The following is a 19376-nucleotide window of genomic DNA, read 5'->3' as shown; positions in this document are numbered from 1 at the left end:
AGGGGCCGCGCGCAAAAAAGGTGTGTCTCGGGGGGCCCCGCATGGATCGCGGTCTCATCGGATTGTTCTGTAGTGGCTGAATCCGGAGGGCTGTCAGGGAAGAGGGTCCTTCCGGCCCCCGGCGGTGACAGTGTCCGGAGCGCGAGCGGGCCCGGGCCAGGTTGCCGGGATACAGTCCACTCCGTGTTCTACGCGTGTGTGCGGGCGGTGGTGGCGCTGGCGCTGCGGCTCTTCTACCGGGTGAAGGTGAATGCCCCGGGAGAGGCGCCCTCGGGGCCGGTGCTCTTCGTGGGCAACCATCCGAACGGGCTCATCGACCCGGCGCTGGTGTTCATCCTCACGCGGCGCCAGGTGACGTTCATGGCCAAGGCGCCGCTGTTCAAGCTGCCCGTCATCGGCTGGCTCCTGAAGGGGCTGGACGCGCTGCCGGTGTACCGCAAGCAGGACGACCCGACGCAGATGGGCCGCAACGAGGGCACGCTGGACGCGGCGAAGGGCGCGCTCGTGCAGGGGCGGGCCATCACCATCTTTCCGGAGGGCAAGAGCCACTCGGAGCCGGAGCTGGCGGAGCTGAAGACGGGCGCGGCGCGCATCGCGCTCAACGCCGCGCGCGAGGGCGCCCCGGTGCGCATCGTCCCGGTGGGGCTCACCTACGCGGAGAAGAACGTCTTTCGCAGCGAGGTGCTCATCGACCAGGGAGCGCCCATCGACGTGCAGGCCTTCCTGCCGAAGGACGCGGCGGGGGAGCAGGACGCGGTGCGCGCGCTGACGGAGCGGGTGGCGGAGGGGCTGCGCGCGGTGACGCTGAACCTGGAGCAGTGGGCGGACCTGCCGGTGGTGCGGGTGGCGGAGCAGCTCTACGCCTTCCGCCAGGGCGGCACGCTGGACGCGGAGCGGCTGCGGCTGTGGGCGCGCGGGGTGCGGCTGTTCCGGACGCAGGAGCCGGAGCGCTACGAGCGCCTGCGGCAGCACCTGTCCTCGTTCGGCCACCGGATGACGCTGGTGCAGGCCACGCGGCCAGAGGAGCTGTCCGTGGAGTACCGCCCGGGCAACGTGGTGCCCTTCGCGGTGAAGACGCTCTTGCGGCTGGTGTTCGGGCTGCCGCTGTTCGCGCTGGGGCTGGCGCTGTTCGGCATCCCGTATCCGCTGCCCCGGATGGCGGCGCGGCGCGCGGAGCTGGACATCCAGGCCACGGTGAAGTTCCTCACCGCGGTGGTGGTGTCGGTCGTGTGGTGGTGGGGGCTCACGGCCGTCGCGGCGGTGTGGGGCGGCTGGGCGTGGGGGCTCGCGACGTTCGCGCTGGTTCCGCCGCTGGCGCTGTTCACGCTGTCGTTCGCGGAGCGCTGGGACGAAATCCGTCACGACCTGGAGCTGTTCTTCACGCTGGGCAACCGGAAGCGGCTGAAGGCCCGGCTGCTCGCGGAAGGAGAGCGGCTGGCGGGCGAGGTGGAGCGGCTGGCGGAGGAGTACCGGCCGAAGCTCGACGCGCCCGGCGCCTCGCCCGTGGCGCGGTAGCGGACCGGAAGATCCGCCGATGCCGCCGAAAGTCCCGCCCTCCTGCCGGTCCCGGGCCCGTCGTTAGGTTTCCCCCAGGGAATCAACGACACCGGCACGAGGAGCAGGGCAATGGCGGCATACGACGTGGTCATCGTGGGAGGCGGCCCCGGCGGGCTCAACGCGGCGCTGTATCTGGGACGCGGTCGCAAGCGGGTGCTGCTCTGCGACGCGGGCACGCCGCGCAACGCGGCGGCCGAGCACATGCACGGCTTCGGTTCGCGCGACGGCATCCCGCCGCCGGAGTTCCGGCGCATCAGCCGCGAGCAGCTGAAGGCCTATCCCAACGTGGAGATGCGCGACACGCGCGTGGGCTCCGTGGAGAAGCACGAGGGCGGCTTCCGCGTGGCGCTGGGCGACGGCACCACGGTGGACGCCCGGCGCCTCCTGCTGGCCATGGGCGTGGTGGACGTGATGATGGACATTCCCGGCTACCAGGAGCTGTGGGGCCCCAGCATCTTCCAGTGTCCCTACTGTCACGGCTGGGAGGTCCAGGACCAACCCTTCGCCATGCTGGCGAAGAACCCGCAGTACCTGGAGGGCGCGCCCATCATCCAGAACTGGTCCCGGGACCTCATCGTCTTCACGCACGGCGCCTTCGAAGTACCGCCGGAGCAGCGCGAAAGGCTCCAGGCCCTGGGCATCCCGCTGGAGGAGCGGAAGATCCGCGCGCTGCATGGAAGGAACGGGCGCCTGGCGGAGGTCGAGCTGGAGGACGGAACGCGCATCGCCCGGAGCGTCATGTTCTCCGCGCCGCCGCAGCGTCAGCACGAGCTGGTGACGCGGCTGGGGCTGGAGCTGGATGACCTGGGCTACGTGAAGGTGAACGCCACGGGAGAGACGTCCGTGCCGGGCATCGTCGCGGTAGGGGACATGACGACGCCGATGCAGGCCGCCATCGCCGCCGCCAGCGCGGGCACCATCGCCGCCGCGATGATGAACCATGCCCTCATCCTGGAGGACGCGGACCGCCGCTACACGGCGGTGACGGGGAAGCCCGCGCCCTCACGGCAGAAGGGGCACTGAGCCTCGACGCGCGTCAGTGCGCGGACGGCGCGCGGTGCTGCTTGCGCCACGCGGCGGGCGTGAGCCCCTCCGTGCGACGGAACAGGCGGATGAAGTGCGTGGGGTCCGCGTAGCCCACGCGCTCGGCGATGATGTCCACGCGCTCGTCGGTGGACATCAGCCGGCGCCGCGCCTCCGCCATCCGGCCGGAGATGATCCACTCCACCACGCTGCGGCCCGTGGCCTGCTTCAGCGCGGTGGTGACGTGCGCGGGGGAGCGGCCCACGGCGGCGGCCACCTCCCGCAGCGAGATGGGCTTCAGGCAGTTGCGTTCAATGAACGTGAGCGCTTCACCCGCGAGCGGCGCCCGCGACTCCATGGGCGCCCACGTGCTGGAGCGGGCCACCTCCGCGAGCACCAGCGAGAACAGGCTGCGCGTCACCTGCTCCCCCATGGCACGGTGCGGAGCGCGCGTCTCCTCGTGCAGCTCCGACAGCAGGCGCACCAGGTGCTCCTGACGTCCGGACGGAATCGGCACGACGGCGGACGCGCCCTGCCGCACGCGCTCGAAGGGCTCCAGCAGGGGTCCCACCTCCGTCAGCGCGAAGGCGGACGGGTGGAACCCGAGCCCCCAGACCTCCGCCCCCTCGGTCGACACCATCCGGTGCTTCTCCCCGGCGGGGATGAGCATCACGTCGCCCGTGGACACCGTCAGCCGGGTGCGCTGGTCGATGACCGCCCGCCCGCCCGTGTAGAGCGCGAGCACGGCCTGCGGATGCGAGGTGGCGTGGGCGGAGGCCGTCTGCGTGCTGTGGCCGCATGCGACGACCAGGGGGCCCGAGGGTGCGTTCCAGGCACGCAGCGCATGCGAGTGCATGACAGACACGAACGCCTCCGCTTCCTTCCCTGGCGAGCAGCGAGCCTGCTCGCCCAACCGAACAGGGCTCGGATGCATTCCGGGCCCAGGCGTTTCAACGCGAGGCCTCAGCCCGCCTGCGTGCGCGGCGTGGCCTCCCGGAACAGCTTCGCGCCCAGGAGGAGCGCCAGGCCGCCCAGCAGCACCGGCACCGCGTTGATGGCGATGGCGGTGTGGAGGCTGGCCATGTCGGCGATCTGCCCGATGAGCGTGGGGGAGATGGCGTCGCCCAGCATGTGGATGCACAGCACGTTGAGGCCCATGGCGAAGGCGCGGAACGCGGGCGGCACGCAGTTGACGATGGCCGCGTTGATGGGACCGCTGTTGAGGAAGATGAGGAACTGCGCCACGCCAATGGCCGCGAACGTCAGCGTCGTGTCCTTCAGGTTCACCGCCAGGTACATGCACGGCGCCGCGAGCAGCAGGCCGACGCCGGACAGCCACAGTCCGCCGCCCGCGCGCTTGCGGTCCATCTTGTCGCCCAGCCAGCCGCCGGCCACGGTGCCGGCGAGGCCCGCCACGGCGGTGATGGCGCCGAACACCAGGCCCACGCGGCCCGGGTACTCCAGCCACAGGTGCCGCTCGCGCACCAGGTACGTGGGCATCCAGAACGCCAGGCCGCCAATGGAGAACGTCATCAGCGTGTAGCCCGCCGTCGTGGCCCAGAAGGCCATGTTGCGGCCCAGTCCCCTGAGGCCCTCCATGAACGGCAGCTTCACCGCCGCGTCCGGCCCGTCCATGGCGCCGCGCTGGGGCTCCGGCATGAAGAAGGCCATGGTGCCCAGCACCAGCCCCGGCACGCCGCCCGCGAAGAACGCCGCGTGCCACGAATACGTCTGCGTCAGCCACCCGCCCAGGCCGTAGCCCATGGCGGAGCCCACCGGGATGGCGATGTAGAAGTACGACAGCATCCGCGTGCGCTGCTCGCGCGGGTACAGGTCGGAGATGATGGACGGCGCCACCGCGCCATAGCCCGCTTCACCAATGCCAATCACCGCGCGCGCCAGCAGCAGCGCCGTGAAGCTGGACGCCAGGCCGCTGGCCCCCGTGGCCAGGCTCCAGAGAATCACGCCGCCCGCCACCAGCAGCCGGCGGGGGATGCGGTCCCCCAGGAAGCCGCCCAGGGGCGACGCCAGCATGAAGACGATGATGAAGACGGTGCCCAGCAGGCCGGACTGCGCGTCGTTGATGCCGAAGTCCTTCTGAATCTCCGGCAGCGCGACGGCGATGATGTACCGGTCCAGGTAGTTGACCAGGTTGATCAGCGTGAGGATGAACAGCGCGTAGCCCGCGCGCACGGACTGCGTGGCACGCGCGCTGGACGGAGCGACGGGGGTGGAGGCGTTCATGAGCGAGAGGAGCCGGAGCCGAAGCGGTGTGCCAGCAGGCCCCAGCGCAGGCCGCGGTCACTCACGCGGCACGCATCCAGGCCCAGCGCCTTCACCGCCTCGCGCAGGATGAGGGCCCCCGCGGGGATGACGTCCGCGCGCTTGGGCTGGAGGCCGGGCAGCGCCTTGCGCGCGTCCAGGGGCAGGGCGCACAGCTGGTCCGTGAGCGCGTCCAATTCGCCCCGCGACAGCGTGCCGCCGTGGACCGCTTCCGCGTCGTAGGTGGCCATCTGGTGCTGCACGGCGTACAGCGTCGTCACCGTGCCGGCCACGCCCACCAGCATCGCGCCGGGCGGAGGCGGGGGCAGGGCGGAGAAGGTGTCGCGCAGGTGCGCCTCGATGGCGCGGCGCTCGTCGGGGGACAGCGGGTCGGTGCGCACGTAGCGCTCCGTGAGCCGCACGGCGCCCACGTCGAAGCTGTGACGGAAGGCCACCGTGCCGGCGTCGCTGCCGTAGATGAACTCCGTGGACCCGCCGCCAATGTCCACCACGAGCAGCGGCCCCGCGGCCTGACTCCCGAAGTCCTGGGCCACGGCGGCGAAGGACAGCTGCGCCTCCATCTCCCCGGGGATGATCTCCACCGTCACGCCCGCGCGGGCCTTCGCGGCGGCGATGAAGTCCGCGCCGTTCTTCGCGTCGCGCGCGGCGCTGGTGGCGGACACGGCGATGCCTTCCGCGCCCAGCTCGCGGGCCTCGTTGGCGAAGGCCACCAGCACGGACAGCGTGGCCTCCATGCCGTCGGAGGACAGGACGCGGTGGGTGTCCACGCCCCGGCCCAGGCGGGTGATTTCGGCGCGCTCCACCACGGCCTCGAAGCGCCCGTCCGGCAGGCGCTCCGCGACCAGCAGCAGCACGGAGTTGGTCCCGATGTCGATGGATGCGTAGCGCGGCATGCCGCGCACACTACTCAACGCAGCAGCGCTTCCAAAGCGCGCACCAGGGCCTCGTAGTCCTCCGGGGTGTTGTAGAGCTGCGCGGACAGCCGCAGGTGCCGCCGGGGCGCCCGGGGCCAGGCGGTGACGGGGATCTCGATGTGGTGCTCCTCGAACAGGCGCACATGGAGGGGGTCCACGTAGAGCGGCGGCGCGGGGTGCTCCGGGAAGCCGTCCGGCAGGGCCACGCACGCCATGCTGCCCACCATGGACTCCGGGCACAGCGGCTGCGCGTTGCCCAGCGCCGCGTCCAGGCGCTGACGGGCGGCCAGGACCTTCGCCCGGTTGGACGCCATCACCTCCGGCCACCCGCCCGGAACGAGCCCGGCCATGAAGCGGAGCACCGTGGGGATGCACAGGAAGGGCGTGGGGTCGACCGTGCCCACCCAGTCGAACTCCAGCCGGAAGCGCGAGCGGTCCGTGCGCGGCGAGTTGTGCCCGTGGCTCACCACCATCGGCTTGAAGCCCCGCTGCAGGTCGCGGCGCACGTACAGGAACGCGGCCCCCTTGGGCGCGCACAGCCACTTGTGGCAGTTGCCCGTGTAGTACGCCGCGCCCAGCTCCTGGAGCGCCAGCGGCACCATGCCCGGGCCGTGCGCGCCGTCCACCAGCGTCTCCACGCCCCGCTCGCGCAGGCGGCGCACCAGCTCCGCCACCGGCATGACCAGCGCCGTCTGGCTGGTGATGTGGTCGATGAGGACCAGCCGCGTGCGCGGCGTCACCTGCGCCATCACCGCGTCCACCACCGACTCCGGCGAGGGCACGGGCCAGGGCAGCTTCGCCACCACCACCTTCACGCCCTGCTCGGAAGCGGCCACGTCCAGCGCGTTCCTGGACGCGTTGTATTCGTTGTCGGTGACGAGCAGCTCGTCGCCGGGCTGGAAGCGCAGGTTGCGCAGCACGGTGTTCACGCCCGTGGTGGCGTTGGGCACGAACGCCAGGTCCTCCGCGTCCACGCCCACGAAGGCCGCGAGCGCGGCGCGCGCCTCGTTCAGCAGCGGCTCCAGCTCGCGGGCGAGGAAGCGCACGGGCTCCGACTCCAGCCGCGCCCGCAGCTCCGACTGGTGCTGGAGCACCGGCTTGGGGCAGGCGCCGAACGAGCCGTGGTTGAGGAAGACGACCTGGGGGTCCAACCCCCAGTGGGTCCTGAGGGAGGGGAGGGGAGCGCTCATGGGGCGCGCAATGCACCCCGGCGCGTCCCCCCTGTCAACGGACGCCCGCCGTGGAGGGCTACTTCGCCGCCGGAGCGGTGCCCCAGTCCGGAGTCAGCCAGTGGCCCTTCTCCATGGGGAGCGGCACCTGGTTGTTGCCGTCGGAGGTCATCACCCACAGGTGCGCGGCGCCGTTGCGGTTGGTGCTGAACATGATGAGCCGGCCGTTGGGGGAGAAGGTGGGCTCCTCGTTGTTGCCCTGGTCCTGCGTGAGGCGCGTCACCTTGCCCGTGTCCACGTTGACCGTGAAGAGGTCGAAGGCGTTGCGCTCGTCGCGCGCGGTGAAGGCGATGAGGTCCCCGCGCGGCGACCAGTCCGGCGTCTGGTTGTAGTTGCCCTGGAAGGTGAGCCGCTTCACGCCGGAGCCGTCCGCGTTCATCACGTACACCTGCGGGCTGCCGCCCCGGTTGGACACGAACGCGATTCTCTTGCCGTCCGGCGACCAGGTGGGGCTGGTGTTGAGGCCGTAGGGCGTGTCGGTGACGGCCTTCGCGCCGGAGCCGTCCGCCCCGGCGACGTAGATCTGCGCGCTCTCCCCTTCCGCCAGCGCGTACGCGATGCGCCTGCCGTCCGGCGAGTACGCGACGCCCGTGGCCATCTGGCCTTCGTTCACCAGCGCCTTCGCCTCGCCGCCGGGGGACTGCACGTAGATGTCCGGGCGGTTCTTCCGGTAGGACGTGTAGGCCACCTGGCCGGACGGGCTCAGCGTGGGGAGGATGTGCGTGCCGCCCCGGGTGAGCGCCTGCGCGCCCATGCCGTCCCAGTCCGCCACGTACACGTCGCGGTTGGCGCCCGCCTTGCGCACGTAGGTGATGCGCGACAGGAAGGGGCTCGGCTCGCGGGTGAAGTGCCGGTAGAGCGCGTCCGCCAGCGCGTGCGCCAGCTGCCGGGGCTCACCGGCGGGCGCGTCCTTGGACACCTTCAGCTCCTCCTTGCCCGTGGCCACGCTGAACAGGCGCAGCTCGCCGCGCAGCGCGCCGCCGTCCTGCGCGAGCGACACCTTCACCAGCGACTCCGCGCCCACGTCCGCCCAGCGGCTGAAGTTGATGCTGCCCGCCGTCATGCCTTCCTTCGCGTCGGCGGTGAAGCCAGCGCGGTCCAGCACCTGGAAGATGCCGGAGGCGGTGAGGTCGTACGTGAACGCGGCGTCGAACGTCTGGCCGGCCTTCCTGTCCGCGCCCTCCTGCATCACGGGCGCGGGGGCCGCGAGCGGCAGCGGGCGGAAGTTCGCGCCGGAGATTTCGATGACGGGCGCCTGCGCCAGCACCAGCGCGGGGACGAGGAGGAGCGACAGCAGGAGGGCTTTCATGGGCTGAACACCAGGACGACGCCGTTCTTCTGGAGCGCGTCGCGAAGCGCATCGGGGGGAGGAGAGAAGGGAGATGCCTTGCGCACGGCGGCCACCACCGCCGCGTCGAACAGCTCGTTGCCGCTGGCCTTGGCCAGGCTCACGTCCAGCACTTCGCCCGCGCGGCCCAGCCGCATGGCCACCTGCGCCTTGAGGTACAGGCGCTCCGCGTCGGGGATGGTGTCCGCCACGTTGTAGTGACGGCGCACCTGGGACTTCAAAAGGCCGTAGTACCGCTCGCCCTCCGCCACCGCGGAGTCACCGTCGGGGTCGCCGTCCTCGGCCCCCTCCAGCTCCTCCGGCTCCGTGGGCTTCGCGGACTTGTCGAACGCGCCGAAGAGCTTCTTGCGCCGGTCCTCCGCGTTCGCTTCCCCCTTCTGCGGCGCGGGCGCCGGGGCGGGCTTCACGCCGGGCACCGCCACCGCGGCGGGGGAGGGCGCGGGCGCGTCCGCGGGCGGCGTGGGCGTGGGCTTCGCCACGACCTCCTTGGGCGGCGGCTGCGCCACTTCCTTGCGCGGCAGAAGCTTGGGGTCGCGCGGCTTGCCCAGCCGCACCAGCGACGCGTTGATGGGCTTCTGGTCCAGGTCCATCTTCGGCGCGGACGTGAAGCGCGCGTACAAGAGCGCCGCCGCGAGCACCGCCACGTGCCCGACGACGGAGACGACGAGGAAGCGCGACAGCCGCGTGGGCCGGCTCACCAGCAGGCTGTGGGTCACCGCGGAGCTCATGGGCTAGCGCTTCGCCTCCTTGGGCTTGCCCTTGCCGCTGGACGCGGGGGCGGCCTTGCCGGAGTTGGACGCCTTGGAGCCCGTGGCCGGTTCCGTGATCATCCCCACGTTGGCGATGCCCGCGCGCTGGGCGGCGGCCATCACCTCCACCACCACGCCGTACGGCACGTCCCGGTCCGCGTGGAGATACACTTCCTTGTCCGCCTGCGCCTTCGCGTTGGCGGCGAGCTTCGTCTCCAGCTCCTCCAGCGGCACCTCCGCGTCGCCGATGTAGACCTTCTTCCCCGCGTCGATGGAGAGGACGACCTTCTTCTCCGTCGCCTCCACCGGGGCCGCCTTGGTCTCCGGCAGGTTCACCTTCACGCCCTGCTGGATGAGGGGCGCCGTCACCATGAAGATGATGAGCAGCACCAGCATCACGTCCACCATGGGCGTGACGTTGATCTCGCTCATGGTGGTGCGGCCACCGCCGCCCTTGCCTCCGCCCATGCCCATGTGACGGGTCCCCTAGCGGAAGAAGTGCCGCTTGATGATGTTGAGGAAGTCCGCGGAGAAGTTGGACATCTCCGTGTCGAAGACCTTGATGCGGCTGACGAACGAGTTGTACGCGACCACCGCCGGGATGGCCGCGAACAGCCCCGCCGCCGTGGCGAAGAGCGCGTTGCCCACCGGCGCGGCCACCGTGGCCAGCGTCGCGTTGCCCTGCTCGGCGATGTTGTTGAACGCGCCCAGGATGCCAATCACCGTGCCGAACAGGCCCACGAACGGCGACGCGGCGCCCACCGTGCCCAGGAAGGACACGCGGTTCTCCAACTCGGTGATCTGCGCCGTGGCCGCGCGGTTGAGCGCGCGCTCCACGTTCTCAATGCCGCCCAGCTTGGCGCTCATCGCGGCCTCGGCGCCGCCGTCCTGGGTGCCCGTCTGCGCCAGCTTGCTCAGCTCCTCGTAGCCCGCGCAGAACACCTTCGACAGCGGCGAGCCCTCCAGCTTCTGGGCGGACTGGTAGATGGCCTCCAGCCGGGACGCCTTCCAGAAGGTGTCGAGAAAGGTGAGCGACTGGGCGCGGGCGCGCGACAGCTGGGTGGCCTTCATGGCGATGAGGGCCCAGGAGGCGACCGAGACGGCCATGAGGAGCAGGAGCACCGCGAGCTCGATGAACGAGGCGTCGCGGATGATCTCCACGTAGTTCATGGCGCCAAAGGCCAGGGGCAGGTGGGGTATCATGGGGTCCAGCGCGTAACATTCCGTCCTCGGGTGGGTCAAACCCGCCGTCGCTGCCCGGTTGCTTTGGACGGCACTGAATAATTCCCGGGGTCGGTCGTCTGGAGGGTTGTTACGGGCCGACGACCTCAACTTCCCGAAACACGGATGCCCACCATGAACGCGAGAACGCTCGCCGCATTCCTCTGCCTCTCCTCTGGACTCACCGGCTGCGTCGTTGAAAGCCACCACCCGCGCTACCCCGGCGACGTCCGGATGTCGTGGAGCTTCGACGGCGCCACCTGCAACCAGATGCGGGACATCCAGGGCGTGGACATCTACATCGACGGTGAGATCCTGGAGAACGACGGCCAGTATCCCTGCACGGCGAACGGCTTCGACGGCATCGTGCTGCACGACTTCGCGCCCGGCACGTACTCGTTCAACGCGGAGGCGGTCGACTACGACGGCGTGGCGGTCTACTCGTACCACGGCAACTTCACGGTGGACGGCAACGTGTCCGTGCCCATCAACTTCCCCACGGGCCGCACGGGCGCCACGTCCTACGCCTACGTGAACTGGCTGTTCCCGACGGAAGCGGGCTCGGGCTACCCCACCTGCGGACAGGCCGGGGTCGCCTACGTGGACGCCCGGGTGGATGACGGCCCGTGGGCGCGCTTCAACTGCAAGGAGGGCAGCGAGGGCCGCTCGGTGGAGACGCCGGACCTGGCCCCCGGGCAGCACTACCTGGAGATCGTCGCCGTCGACGCGTTCGAGCGGCCCCGCTTCTACTACGGCGGCGGCTTCACCTCGCAGGTCGGCATCCCGGCCGCCATCACGGCGAACACCTGGATCATCGGCGGGGCCGCGGTGGGCTGGAAGCTCTACGAAGGCGACGTGTCGCTCAGCTGCGCCCAGGCCGGCGTGAGCGAGGTGGGCCTCAACTTCCAGGACATCCACACCGGCGAGTGGGTCTACGGCGATGACGGCCAGTGGTTCGCCTGCCACGAGGCCCCGGCCCTCTTCGAGTTCCTGCGCCCCGGCGAGTACTTCGTCTCCTTCAAGGCCTCGGGCACGGGCGGCCGCGCCTACTCCTCGCGCAGCGACCTGGCGCCCATCCGGGTCTACGCCCATGACTTCCCAGGCGTGAAGGACGCGCTCTACGCGCCCCTGTACCGCGTGCAGTAGGCCGCGGTCCCACCAGGGCCGGGCGGCACGGAAGGGTCGGAGGCCATCCAGGCTTCCGGCCCTTCGTGCGTTCCGGGGGGACACGGCCGGCAGGGAGGGGCGTTGGCATCAAACGTGATAGGGACTCCCCCCATGCGGCAAGACAGCCACGGTCCCATCGGCGTGTTCGACTCCGGCATCGGAGGGCTCACGGTCCTCAAGGCGCTCATGGCGCGGCTCCCCCACGAGCGCACGCTCTACCTGGGGGACACCGCCCGGGTGCCCTACGGCACCAAGTCCGGCGAGGTGGTGACGCGCTACTCGCTGAAGAACGCGGAGTTCCTCCTGGAGCGCGGCATCAAGCTGCTGGTGGTGGCATGCAACACCGCCTCCGCCGCGGCGCTGCCCGCCCTCCAGGCCGCGCTGCCGGTGCCGGTGCTGGGCGTGATTGAGCCCGGGGCCCGCACGGCGCTCCAGCGCACCCGGGGCGGCGGGGTGGGCGTCATCGGGACGCCGGGCACCGTGCGCTCCGGCGCGTACCAGCGGGCGCTGGAGGCGGGCAACCCGAAGGTCGCGGTGAAGGCCACGGCGTGCCCGCTCTTCGTGCCCCTGGCGGAGGAGGGGTGGACGACGGGCGACGTGCCGCTGCTGGTGGCCCGCGAGTACCTGGCCGGCTTCGCGCGCGACGGGGTGGACACGCTGGTGCTGGGCTGCACCCACTACCCGCTGCTCAAGGGCGTCATCGCCGAGGTCGTGGGGCCGCACGTGTCGCTGGTGGACTCGGCGGAGGCCACGGCGGAGGCGGTGGCGGAGCTCTTGGGGGCGAAGGGGCTGCTGGCTCCAGCGTCCGCGGGCGCGCCGGAGCACGCCTTCTTCGTCACCGACGTGCCGGAGCGCTTCGTGGAGGTGGGGGCCCGCTTCCTGGGGCGCCCCATCCCTTCCGCGGAGCAGGTGGACCTGCGCTTCTAGGCGGCGTCCCGGCCCCGGCGCCCTACGGGACGGGGCGGGTGGAGACGGAAGGCGCGGGCTCCTCGGCGGAGGCCTTGAGCAGCTCCTTGGCCGCCTGGAGCACGGGCAGCTGCTGGGCGTCGTCCACGGCGACGAGCGCCTGGGCGGCCTCCGTGCCGATGTCGTCCTGGCGCGGCAGCTGGCCGGTGGCCCAGGTGATGAGCCGCTCCATCAGCGGGAAGAAGTGGATCATCTTCAGCGGCCGGTTCATCCAGCCCACGGTGATGCAGTAGTACTGGTTGAAGGGCTTGGTGTGGTGCACGCGGTGGTGGTCCGGCGGCAGGATGAGGTGCACGCGCTGCAGGAAGCCGATGAGCGCGGGCGGCTCATCCAGGTGCGACCACTTGTGGAACTGGTTGGTCGCCATCACCCAGAAGATCATCGCGCCCAGGAACGCGGCCAGGAACACCCAGCCCGGACCGGCGAGCGGAATGGCCACCGCGAGCGCCGCCACCGGCAGCGACACGAGGCAGTTGTTGCCGTTGGTCTCCACGAAGTCGTGGCGGGTGATGGCCTTCTCGTCCACGTGGTGCTCGCGGAAGGGGCGGATGAACGCCTTGCCCAGGATGGGCATCTCCGTGGAGCCCCACGTGTCGCCCATCCAGTGGACGAAGCCGGACACGAAGTCCGCGGCCAGGTAGCCCAGCACCACCGCCAGGGTCAGCATCCACGGCCCGGTGTGGTGGGTGCTCCAGAGCTTGTAGACGAGCACGCTCTCCAGGCCCACGAACGCGATGATGGAGGCGATCTCCATGGCGCGAATGGCGGGCGAGTAGCCCTGCGCGAGCGCCTGGGCATCCTGCAGGCGGACCTTGTCCGCGATGGTGTCCGGCTTCTTCATCGTTGGTCGTTCCGGCCGCGGCAGGGAGGGAGGGGCTGACGGCGCGATCGTCAGAACGGTTTACGTACCCCAGGCCATTTCAGCTTTTCAACAGAGGCCCCCATGCCCGGCAGGCTGGTGGACCCGTGCGGATCCGTACACCGAGCGTCGCGGGAGGTGGCGGACGCACACCATGGGGAGCGGGCAGGCACGCGTAAAAGAGGTGCGGGGCGCGTGACGCTTACCTTGTGAAGCCTGGACCCCGCTGCTACGGTGCCCGACCTCGGCAATGGCGAAAACCTTCGAAAAAGCCGTCACCGGCTTCAATCACAACATCAAGCACAAGGGGAAGGTCTACCACGTCCAGACCGAGGACTCGGGCGTCAACAACCCCCACATCATCACCCACCTGTTCGTGGGCGGGAACATCCTCGCGTCCAAGAAGACGTCCTACGCGGACATCCTCAACGCGGAGAACCTGGCGGAGGTCGTGCGCGAGTTGATGGAGGAGCAGCACAAGGAGATGCTGCGCAACCTCATCAACGGCGTGTACGACAACTACGAGTCCACGGTCCGGTCGTACCAGCCCGGCCAGCTCGCCACGGACGCGGAGGTGGCCGCGCAGCCGAAGCTGCCGCAAGCCCCCGCGCAGCCGCGCCCGCCCACGCCGCCGCCGCCTCCCGCGGTGGCCCCCGCCTCGCACCTGCCTCCGGAAGTGGCCGCCGCGCGCGCCCTCAAGGAGAAGCCGCGCATCAACGAGGTGGGCGTGGAGACGCTCTTCGGAGAGGACCTCATCTCCGAGAAGAGCCTGGACGAGGTCATCCTCAGCTACCTGGCGAGCGAGGGCGAGCCCTCGTAGTCCCCCGCGCGGTGCGGCCCTCGCCCGCACCTGGAGCCGCGCCCGGCCCGTTCCTGGGCGGGCCCTGGGGGCGGTGGTACGCTCACCGGTAGCCCCTCGCTTCCGGTCATGATCCAGTTCTTCCACGTCTACAAGGCGTATCCCGGCGATCCGCCGGTGCTGCAGGACATCAACCTGAACGTGGAGAAGGGCGAGTTCGTCTTCCTCACCGGCCCGTCCGGCGCGGGGAAGACGACGCTGCTCAAGCTCATCTTCTGCGGGGAGAAGGCCACCAAGGGGCAGATTCTGGTGGGCGGCAAGAACATCGCGCGCATCCGCGAGTCGGCGGTGCCGTACCTGCGGCGCAACATCGGCGTGGTGTTCCAGGACTTCAAGCTGCTGCCCCACCGCAGCGTCGCGGACAACGTGGGCTTCACGCTGGACGTGCTGGGGGTGCCCCGGGCGGAGGCGCGCGAGAAGGTGCTCCGGATGCTCAAGCGGGTGGGGCTGGAGCACAAGGCGAACTCGCTGCCCCTGCGGCTGTCGGGTGGAGAGCAGCAGCGCGTGGTGATTGCGCGCGCGCTGGTGAACGACCCCACCATCCTCCTGGCGGACGAGCCCACGGGCAACCTGGACCCGGCGCTCACCGTCGAAATCATGGACCTGCTCACGGACATCAACATCCGGGGCACCACGGTGATGGTGGCCACGCACGACGCCACGCTCCTGTCTCGCTACCAGAAGCGCACGGTGCGCCTGGAGCGCGGGCTCATCGTCTCCGACGAGGACGGCGTCAAGGCGGCGCGGCGGATGCTGGTATGAGCGTGCTGTCGAAGGCGGCCTACTTCTGGCGCTCGGCGGCCGGGGGGCTGAAGCACGCGCCCTTCGTGCACTTCATCGCCGTATCCACCATCGCCATCGCGCTGTTCGCGGCGGGGCTGGCGCGGGGCGCGTCGCACGTGGTGGACAACCTGCTCGCGTCGCTGGGCGGCGAGGTGGAGGTGACGCTCTACCTGGCGCCGCAGCTGGGCGAGGACGAGGTGCATGGCGTCCACACGCGCGTGGTGGAGCTCTCCCACGGCGAGGTGACGGTGGTGCCGCCGGAAGCGGCGCTGAAGCGGCTCAAGCAGGAGCTGGGCGACCTGGGCGAGGCCCTGTCGGAGCTGCCGGAGAACCCGCTGCCCGCGACGCTGGAGCTGCGCGTGCCGGAGGCGCGGCGGTCTCCGGAAGCGCTCAAGGCCCTGGCGAAGGAGCTGCGCGCGCTGCCCGGCGTCACCGGCGTGGACTACGGCGAAGCGGCCGTGGAGCGGCTGTCCGCCATCGCGCGGGCGCTGAGCTTCGGGGCGCTGGTGTCGCTGGTGGTGGTGCTGGGGACGACCGTCGTCATCGTGGCGGCGACGCTGCAGCTGGCCATCTATTCGCGGCGCGAGGAGATTGAAATCCAGAAGCTGGTGGGCGCCACGGACCGCTTCGTGAAGGCGCCGTTCCTCCTGGAGGGGCTGCTGCAGGGCCTGCTGGGCGCGCTGGTGGCGGTGGGCGGGCTGTGGCTGTTCGGCCGGCTCCTGGGGCCCACGCTGGGGTCGCTGTTCGCGTTCCTCCTGGGACCGGGCGTGGCCGCGCCGTGGGTGGAGACGCGCACCGCGCTGGAGCTGCTGGTGGCCGGCTGCGCGCTGGGCCTGGGCGGCAGCTTCGTCGCGGTGGGGCGCTTCCTGCGCGTATGAGGCGGCTCGTCTGGCTCATGGCGCTCCTGGGCGCGACCGTCGCGTTCGCCCAGCAGGACGAGGAGGCGGAGCGCGCGGCCATCCGCGAGAAGCTGGTCGCGCAGCGCGCCACGCTCGCGCTGGTGGAGGCCAAGAAGCTCTCCGTGCTGGAGGGCATGGAGCTGATGGAGGACATGGCCGCCTTCTCCCGCCGCCGCGTGCGCGCGCTGGAGGGCGACCTGAACCTCTTCCGCCGCCGCGTCGCGCTCGCCGAGCGTGAGGAGGCCGTGCTGCGCGAAGCCCTGCGCGCCCAGCTGCGCCGGCTGTCCCCGCGCCTGCGCACCCTGTACCGGCTCCAGCGCCGCCGCCCCCTGGAAGTGCTGCTGTCCGCCGAGGACTTCGCCGCGCTCATGTGGCGTGCCCGCGCGCTGGAGGCCAGCATGGCGGGCGACCTGGAGCTGCTGCGCACCGTGCAGCACGTGGCGACCCTCCAGCGCCAGGCGACGCTGGAGCTCAAGCGGCTGCACACCTCGCTGTCGCAGCGCGTGGCCTTCCTCCAGCAGCAGTCGAAGCAGGCCCAGGCCCAGCAGGAGGCGCTGGAGGAGGTCGTGGGGAAGCTGGCCGGCGAGGCGGAGCTGGCGAAGCGCGCCGTGCGCGAGCTGGAGGGCGCGGACGCGGAGCTCACCCGCATGCTGGCGGACCTGCACGAAGCCCCCGCGACGAGCGGCTTCGGCGCCCTGAAGGGCAAGCTGCCCCGGCCCGTGGCGGGCATCGTGGAGGTGGGCTTCGGCCGCGTGGTGAACCCGCGCTTCAACACCGTCACCGTGCAGAAGGGCGTGGACATCCGCGCGCCCGCGGGCACCCCCGTGCACGCGGTGGCCGAGGGCACCGTCGTCTACGCGGGCTGGCTGCGCGGCTACGGCAACCTGCTCATCGTCGACCACGGCGATGACTTCCACACCCTGGTGGCCCACCTCTCCACCATCGCCACCGCCGTGGGCGCCCGCGTGGCCCCGGGCGACGTGGTGGGGGAGGTGGGCGACACCGGCTCCCTCAAGGGTGCCTACCTCTACTTCGAGGTCCGCCGCGCCGGACAGGCCGTGGACCCCGCCCCCTGGCTGGCGCCCGCCACCGCCGCCGCCGGGGCGCCCTGACTGTGTCTGTTTGATGCGCTGCGTCCAAGACGCGAAGGCATTAGAAGGGACGGGGCAGCGGTCGTTGGCGAGGAAGGAGGCCCGCGCGTGGACCTGATGGGTGGGATGCAGAAGGCGATGCGCCGCATGTTGGTGGCGCGTGGCGTGACGTCGGAGACGGTGAACGTCGGCGGTCAGGCGGTGCACCACTACGCGCTGGAGGGGCAGGGCAAGGGCCCGCCGGTGGTGCTGGTGCACGGGCTGGGCGGCTCCGCCAACGGCTTCGGGCGCACGTTCTTCGGCCTGTCCCGGCGCTTCTCCCGCGTGCTCGCGCCGGACCTGCCGGGCCACGGCTTCTCCGGCGAGTACAGCGGCGGCCCCACCTGCGTGCAGGCCCAGTTCGACGTGCTGCGCGCCTACTTCGATGAGGTGGTGAAGGCGCCCGCCCTGGTGGTGGGCAACTCGCTGGGCGGGGCCATGTCCGTCAACCTGGCCGCCGAGCATCCGTCCCTGGTGAAGGCGCTCGCGCTGGTCTCCCCCGCGGGCGCGGAGCTGACGCCCGAGGCGCTGGCGGCGCTCCTGGGCCACTTCGCGGTGAAGTCGAACGCGGACGTCCGCGCCCTGACGAAGCGCCTCTTCCACCGTCCGCCGTGGGCCGCGATGCTGCTCGCGTCGGAGCTGCGCAAGTTCTACACGACGCCCACGGTGCAGGCGCTCGCGGCGGACGCGCTCGCGACGCAGGCGAGCATCGCGCCCCAGTCGGTGCGGGATTTGAAGATGCCGGTGCTCTTCCTCTGGGGCGGCAGCGAGCGGCTCCTGCCCCCGGAGATCCTCACCTGGTACCGGCAGCACCTGCCCGCCCAGGCGGAGGTCCACGTGGTGGAGGGCTTCGGCCACGTGCCGCAGATGGAGCGGCCGGACGCGTTCGTGTCCCACCTGGTGGGCTTCGCGGACCGGGCCGGCCTCTAAGGGCGGGAATCGTCCGGCGGGCCGGGTGTAGACTCGGGGGCCTTGCGACGGCCCCTCTCACCCGACCCCCGAGGACACGCTCCCGTGACCCGTTTCCCGAAGCCGTGGCGCATGGGACTCGCCGCGCTCCTCCTGTGGGGCGTGCCCGCGTTCGCGCAGAAGCCCGCGGACGCGGCCGGCCGGGAGGAGTCCGCGTACCGCCAGCTGGAGCTGTTCGCGCGGGTGCTCTCCTACGTGGAGAACAACTACGTGGAGCCCGTGGACAGGAAGACGCTCATCCAGGGCGCCATCCAGGGGATGCTCGACACGCTGGATCCGCACACCGTCTTCATGCCGCCGGAGGTCTTCCGGGAGATGAAGATCGACACGTCCGGCGAGTTCGGCGGCCTGGGCATCGAAATCGCTCGCAAGGGCGACCGGCTGGTGGTGGTGGCGCCCATCGACGACACGCCCGCCGCTCGCGCCGGCATCAAGGCCGGGGACGAGCTGCTCGCCATCGATGGAGAGAGCACCCAGGGCATGGACCTGGGCCGCGCGCTCCAGAAGATGCGCGGGCCCGCGGGCGGCCGCGTGCTGCTCACGCTCATGCGCGCGGGCTTCAACGCCCCGCGGGAGCTGGCCATCCTGCGCGACCACATCCGCATCGTGTCCGTGGAGGGCGCGCTCTACGACGGCATCGGTCACGTGAAGGTGAAGAACTTCCAGGACCGCACGGACGTGTCGCTGAAGAAGGAGCTGGACCGGCTGCGCGCGCTCAACGGCGGCAGGGAGCTGGACGGCCTGGTGCTGGACCTGCGCAACAACCCCGGCGGCCTGCTGGACCAGGCCGTGGCCATGAGCGACCGCTTCCTGCCGGGCAGCCTGCCCATCGTGTCCACGCGCGGGCGCGACGGCCGCAACGCCTCCGAGGAGAAGAGCCGCGACCGCGACACGGAGAAGGACTACCCGCTGGTGGTGCTGGTCAACGCGGGCAGCGCCTCCGCGTCCGAGATCGTCGCCGGCGCGCTCCAGGACCACGGCCGCGCGGTCATCATGGGCACGCAGACCTTCGGCAAGGGCAGCGTGCAGACCATCATCGAGCTGGAGGACGGCTCCGGCCTGAAGCTCACCATCGCGCGCTACTACACGCCCAAGGGCCGCAGCATCCAGGAGAAGGGCATCACCCCGGACTTCCTCGTGCCGGAGGATGCCTCCGGGAAGACGGGGAGCGACGCGCCCCGGGAGAAGGACCTGCGGCGCCACTTCAAGGCGGAGCCGTCCCAGACGACGTCGGAGGTCGCCACGCAGCCCCGGACCCTGCCCGCGAACCTGAAGGACTGGGCGGTGACGGCGAAGCTCGCGGATCCACAGCTGAAGGTCGCGCTCAACTACCTCCATGGGTTGGCGCCAGGGCCCGCGTCCCGGGCCTCCGGGAGCACCGCGGGTCGCTGAAACCCCCTTTCGAGGTGGCGTTCCGCCT

The 19376-nt window shown here is 71.1% G+C and carries 19 protein-coding genes; 10 read left to right on the top strand and 9 right to left on the bottom strand.

Annotated features, from left to right (window positions below):
- Nucleotides 1-183 precede the first annotated feature (183 nt).
- Nucleotides 184-1515, top strand: a complete 1332-nt coding sequence (locus NR792_RS17935; RefSeq protein WP_375761237.1) for a lysophospholipid acyltransferase family protein — start codon at nt 184-186, stop codon at nt 1513-1515.
- 111 nt (nt 1516-1626) lie between these two features.
- Nucleotides 1627-2580: an NAD(P)/FAD-dependent oxidoreductase gene (locus NR792_RS17930; protein ID WP_375761236.1), complete on the top strand. Its 954-nt coding sequence runs from the start codon at nt 1627-1629 to the stop codon at nt 2578-2580.
- Nucleotides 2581-2593: 13 nt separating this feature from the next.
- Here the strand turns inward: NR792_RS17930 and NR792_RS17925 are convergent, their stop codons facing one another.
- From NR792_RS17925 to NR792_RS17890, 8 genes are all read right to left on the bottom strand, one after another.
- Entirely contained in the window at nt 2594-3436 is an 843-nt protein-coding gene (locus tag NR792_RS17925) for a helix-turn-helix domain-containing protein (protein WP_375761643.1), read from the bottom strand.
- Nucleotides 3437-3543: 107 nt separating this feature from the next.
- A complete protein-coding gene (locus tag NR792_RS17920) occupies nt 3544-4824 on the bottom strand; it encodes a spinster family MFS transporter (RefSeq protein WP_375761235.1) in 1281 nt (426 codons plus the stop codon).
- A complete protein-coding gene (locus NR792_RS17915) occupies nt 4821-5756 on the bottom strand; it encodes a Ppx/GppA family phosphatase (RefSeq protein WP_375761234.1) in 936 nt (311 codons plus the stop codon). Before NR792_RS17915 ends, NR792_RS17920 begins: the two co-directional genes overlap by 4 nt.
- Nucleotides 5757-5770: 14 nt before the next feature.
- On the bottom strand, nt 5771-6967 hold the full coding sequence (locus tag NR792_RS17910; protein ID WP_375761233.1) for an aminotransferase class V-fold PLP-dependent enzyme: 1197 nt from the start codon (nt 6965-6967) through the stop codon (nt 5771-5773).
- A gap of 58 nt (nt 6968-7025) precedes the next feature.
- Nucleotides 7026-8315, bottom strand: a complete 1290-nt coding sequence (locus tag NR792_RS17905) for an LpqB family beta-propeller domain-containing protein (RefSeq protein WP_375761232.1) — start codon at nt 8313-8315, stop codon at nt 7026-7028.
- Nucleotides 8312-9082, bottom strand: a complete 771-nt coding sequence (locus NR792_RS17900; RefSeq protein WP_375761231.1) for a TonB family protein — start codon at nt 9080-9082, stop codon at nt 8312-8314. Before NR792_RS17900 ends, NR792_RS17905 begins: the two co-directional genes overlap by 4 nt.
- Before the next feature lie 3 nt (nt 9083-9085).
- Entirely contained in the window at nt 9086-9577 is a 492-nt protein-coding gene (tolR, locus tag NR792_RS17895; protein WP_375761230.1) for a protein TolR, read from the bottom strand.
- A 12-nt stretch (nt 9578-9589) separates the two neighbouring features.
- Complete coding sequence (locus NR792_RS17890) at nt 9590-10306, bottom strand: MotA/TolQ/ExbB proton channel family protein (protein WP_120527931.1); 717 nt, start codon at nt 10304-10306, stop codon at nt 9590-9592.
- Nucleotides 10307-10459: 153 nt separating this feature from the next.
- Between NR792_RS17890 and NR792_RS17885 the strand changes: the two genes are divergently transcribed.
- Together NR792_RS17885 and murI are read left to right on the top strand one after the other, a co-directional pair.
- On the top strand, nt 10460-11470 hold the full coding sequence (locus NR792_RS17885) for a hypothetical protein (RefSeq protein WP_375761229.1): 1011 nt from the start codon (nt 10460-10462) through the stop codon (nt 11468-11470).
- A gap of 132 nt (nt 11471-11602) precedes the next feature.
- Nucleotides 11603-12418: a glutamate racemase gene (gene murI, locus NR792_RS17880; RefSeq protein WP_375761228.1), complete on the top strand. Its 816-nt coding sequence runs from the start codon at nt 11603-11605 to the stop codon at nt 12416-12418.
- A 22-nt stretch (nt 12419-12440) separates the two neighbouring features.
- On the opposite strand, the gene carF is transcribed toward murI, so the two are convergent.
- Entirely contained in the window at nt 12441-13298 is an 858-nt protein-coding gene (carF, locus tag NR792_RS17875; protein ID WP_375761227.1) for a plasmanylethanolamine desaturase, read from the bottom strand.
- Between the two features lie 268 nt (nt 13299-13566).
- On the opposite strand from carF, the gene NR792_RS17870 reads away from it, so the two are divergent.
- From NR792_RS17870 to NR792_RS17845, 6 genes are all read left to right on the top strand, one after another.
- A complete protein-coding gene (locus NR792_RS17870) occupies nt 13567-14136 on the top strand; it encodes a hypothetical protein (protein ID WP_375761226.1) in 570 nt (189 codons plus the stop codon).
- A gap of 108 nt (nt 14137-14244) precedes the next feature.
- Nucleotides 14245-14937, top strand: a complete 693-nt coding sequence (gene ftsE, locus NR792_RS17865; protein WP_375761225.1) for a cell division ATP-binding protein FtsE — start codon at nt 14245-14247, stop codon at nt 14935-14937.
- A complete protein-coding gene (locus NR792_RS17860) occupies nt 14934-15836 on the top strand; it encodes a cell division protein FtsX (protein ID WP_375761224.1) in 903 nt (300 codons plus the stop codon). Before ftsE ends, NR792_RS17860 begins: the two co-directional genes overlap by 4 nt.
- Entirely contained in the window at nt 15833-16969 is a 1137-nt protein-coding gene (locus NR792_RS17855) for a murein hydrolase activator EnvC family protein (RefSeq protein ID WP_375761223.1), read from the top strand. Before NR792_RS17860 ends, NR792_RS17855 begins: the two co-directional genes overlap by 4 nt.
- An 87-nt stretch (nt 16970-17056) precedes the next feature.
- A complete protein-coding gene (locus tag NR792_RS17850) occupies nt 17057-17917 on the top strand; it encodes an alpha/beta fold hydrolase (protein ID WP_375761222.1) in 861 nt (286 codons plus the stop codon).
- 84 nt (nt 17918-18001) lie between these two features.
- Entirely contained in the window at nt 18002-19348 is a 1347-nt protein-coding gene (locus NR792_RS17845) for a S41 family peptidase (protein WP_375761221.1), read from the top strand.
- Nucleotides 19349-19376: the final 28 nt, after the last annotated feature.

The sequence above is a fragment of the Corallococcus exercitus genome (assembly GCF_042231735.1).
Classification (GTDB): Bacteria; Myxococcota; Myxococcia; order Myxococcales; family Myxococcaceae; genus Corallococcus; species Corallococcus exercitus_B.
The sequence above is the reverse complement of the archived record's forward strand: the minus strand, read 5'-3'. Positions and strand labels throughout refer to the sequence as shown.

What these genes read in the sequence shown, in the direction of transcription:
- murI (WP_375761228.1), top strand. Translation starts at nt 11,603, where the DNA reads ATGCGGCAAGACAGCCACGGTCCCATCGGCGTGTTCGACTCCGGCATC.
- carF (WP_375761227.1), bottom strand. Translation starts at nt 13,298, where the DNA reads ATGAAGAAGCCGGACACCATCGCGGACAAGGTCCGCCTGCAGGATGCC.
- NR792_RS17915 (WP_375761234.1), bottom strand. Translation starts at nt 5,756, where the DNA reads ATGCCGCGCTACGCATCCATCGACATCGGGACCAACTCCGTGCTGCTG.
- ftsE (WP_375761225.1), top strand. Translation starts at nt 14,245, where the DNA reads ATGATCCAGTTCTTCCACGTCTACAAGGCGTATCCCGGCGATCCGCCG.
- NR792_RS17905 (WP_375761232.1), bottom strand. Translation starts at nt 8,315, where the DNA reads ATGAAAGCCCTCCTGCTGTCGCTCCTCCTCGTCCCCGCGCTGGTGCTG.
- NR792_RS17885 (WP_375761229.1), top strand. Translation starts at nt 10,460, where the DNA reads ATGAACGCGAGAACGCTCGCCGCATTCCTCTGCCTCTCCTCTGGACTC.
- NR792_RS17925 (WP_375761643.1), bottom strand. Translation starts at nt 3,436, where the DNA reads ATGCACTCGCATGCGCTGCGTGCCTGGAACGCACCCTCGGGCCCCCTG.
- tolR (WP_375761230.1), bottom strand. Translation starts at nt 9,577, where the DNA reads ATGGGCATGGGCGGAGGCAAGGGCGGCGGTGGCCGCACCACCATGAGC.
- NR792_RS17860 (WP_375761224.1), top strand. Translation starts at nt 14,934, where the DNA reads ATGAGCGTGCTGTCGAAGGCGGCCTACTTCTGGCGCTCGGCGGCCGGG.
- NR792_RS17870 (WP_375761226.1), top strand. Translation starts at nt 13,567, where the DNA reads ATGGCGAAAACCTTCGAAAAAGCCGTCACCGGCTTCAATCACAACATC.
- NR792_RS17855 (WP_375761223.1), top strand. Translation starts at nt 15,833, where the DNA reads ATGAGGCGGCTCGTCTGGCTCATGGCGCTCCTGGGCGCGACCGTCGCG.
- NR792_RS17910 (WP_375761233.1), bottom strand. Translation starts at nt 6,967, where the DNA reads ATGAGCGCTCCCCTCCCCTCCCTCAGGACCCACTGGGGGTTGGACCCC.
- NR792_RS17920 (WP_375761235.1), bottom strand. Translation starts at nt 4,824, where the DNA reads ATGAACGCCTCCACCCCCGTCGCTCCGTCCAGCGCGCGTGCCACGCAG.
- NR792_RS17930 (WP_375761236.1), top strand. Translation starts at nt 1,627, where the DNA reads ATGGCGGCATACGACGTGGTCATCGTGGGAGGCGGCCCCGGCGGGCTC.
- NR792_RS17900 (WP_375761231.1), bottom strand. Translation starts at nt 9,082, where the DNA reads ATGAGCTCCGCGGTGACCCACAGCCTGCTGGTGAGCCGGCCCACGCGG.
- NR792_RS17890 (WP_120527931.1), bottom strand. Translation starts at nt 10,306, where the DNA reads ATGATACCCCACCTGCCCCTGGCCTTTGGCGCCATGAACTACGTGGAG.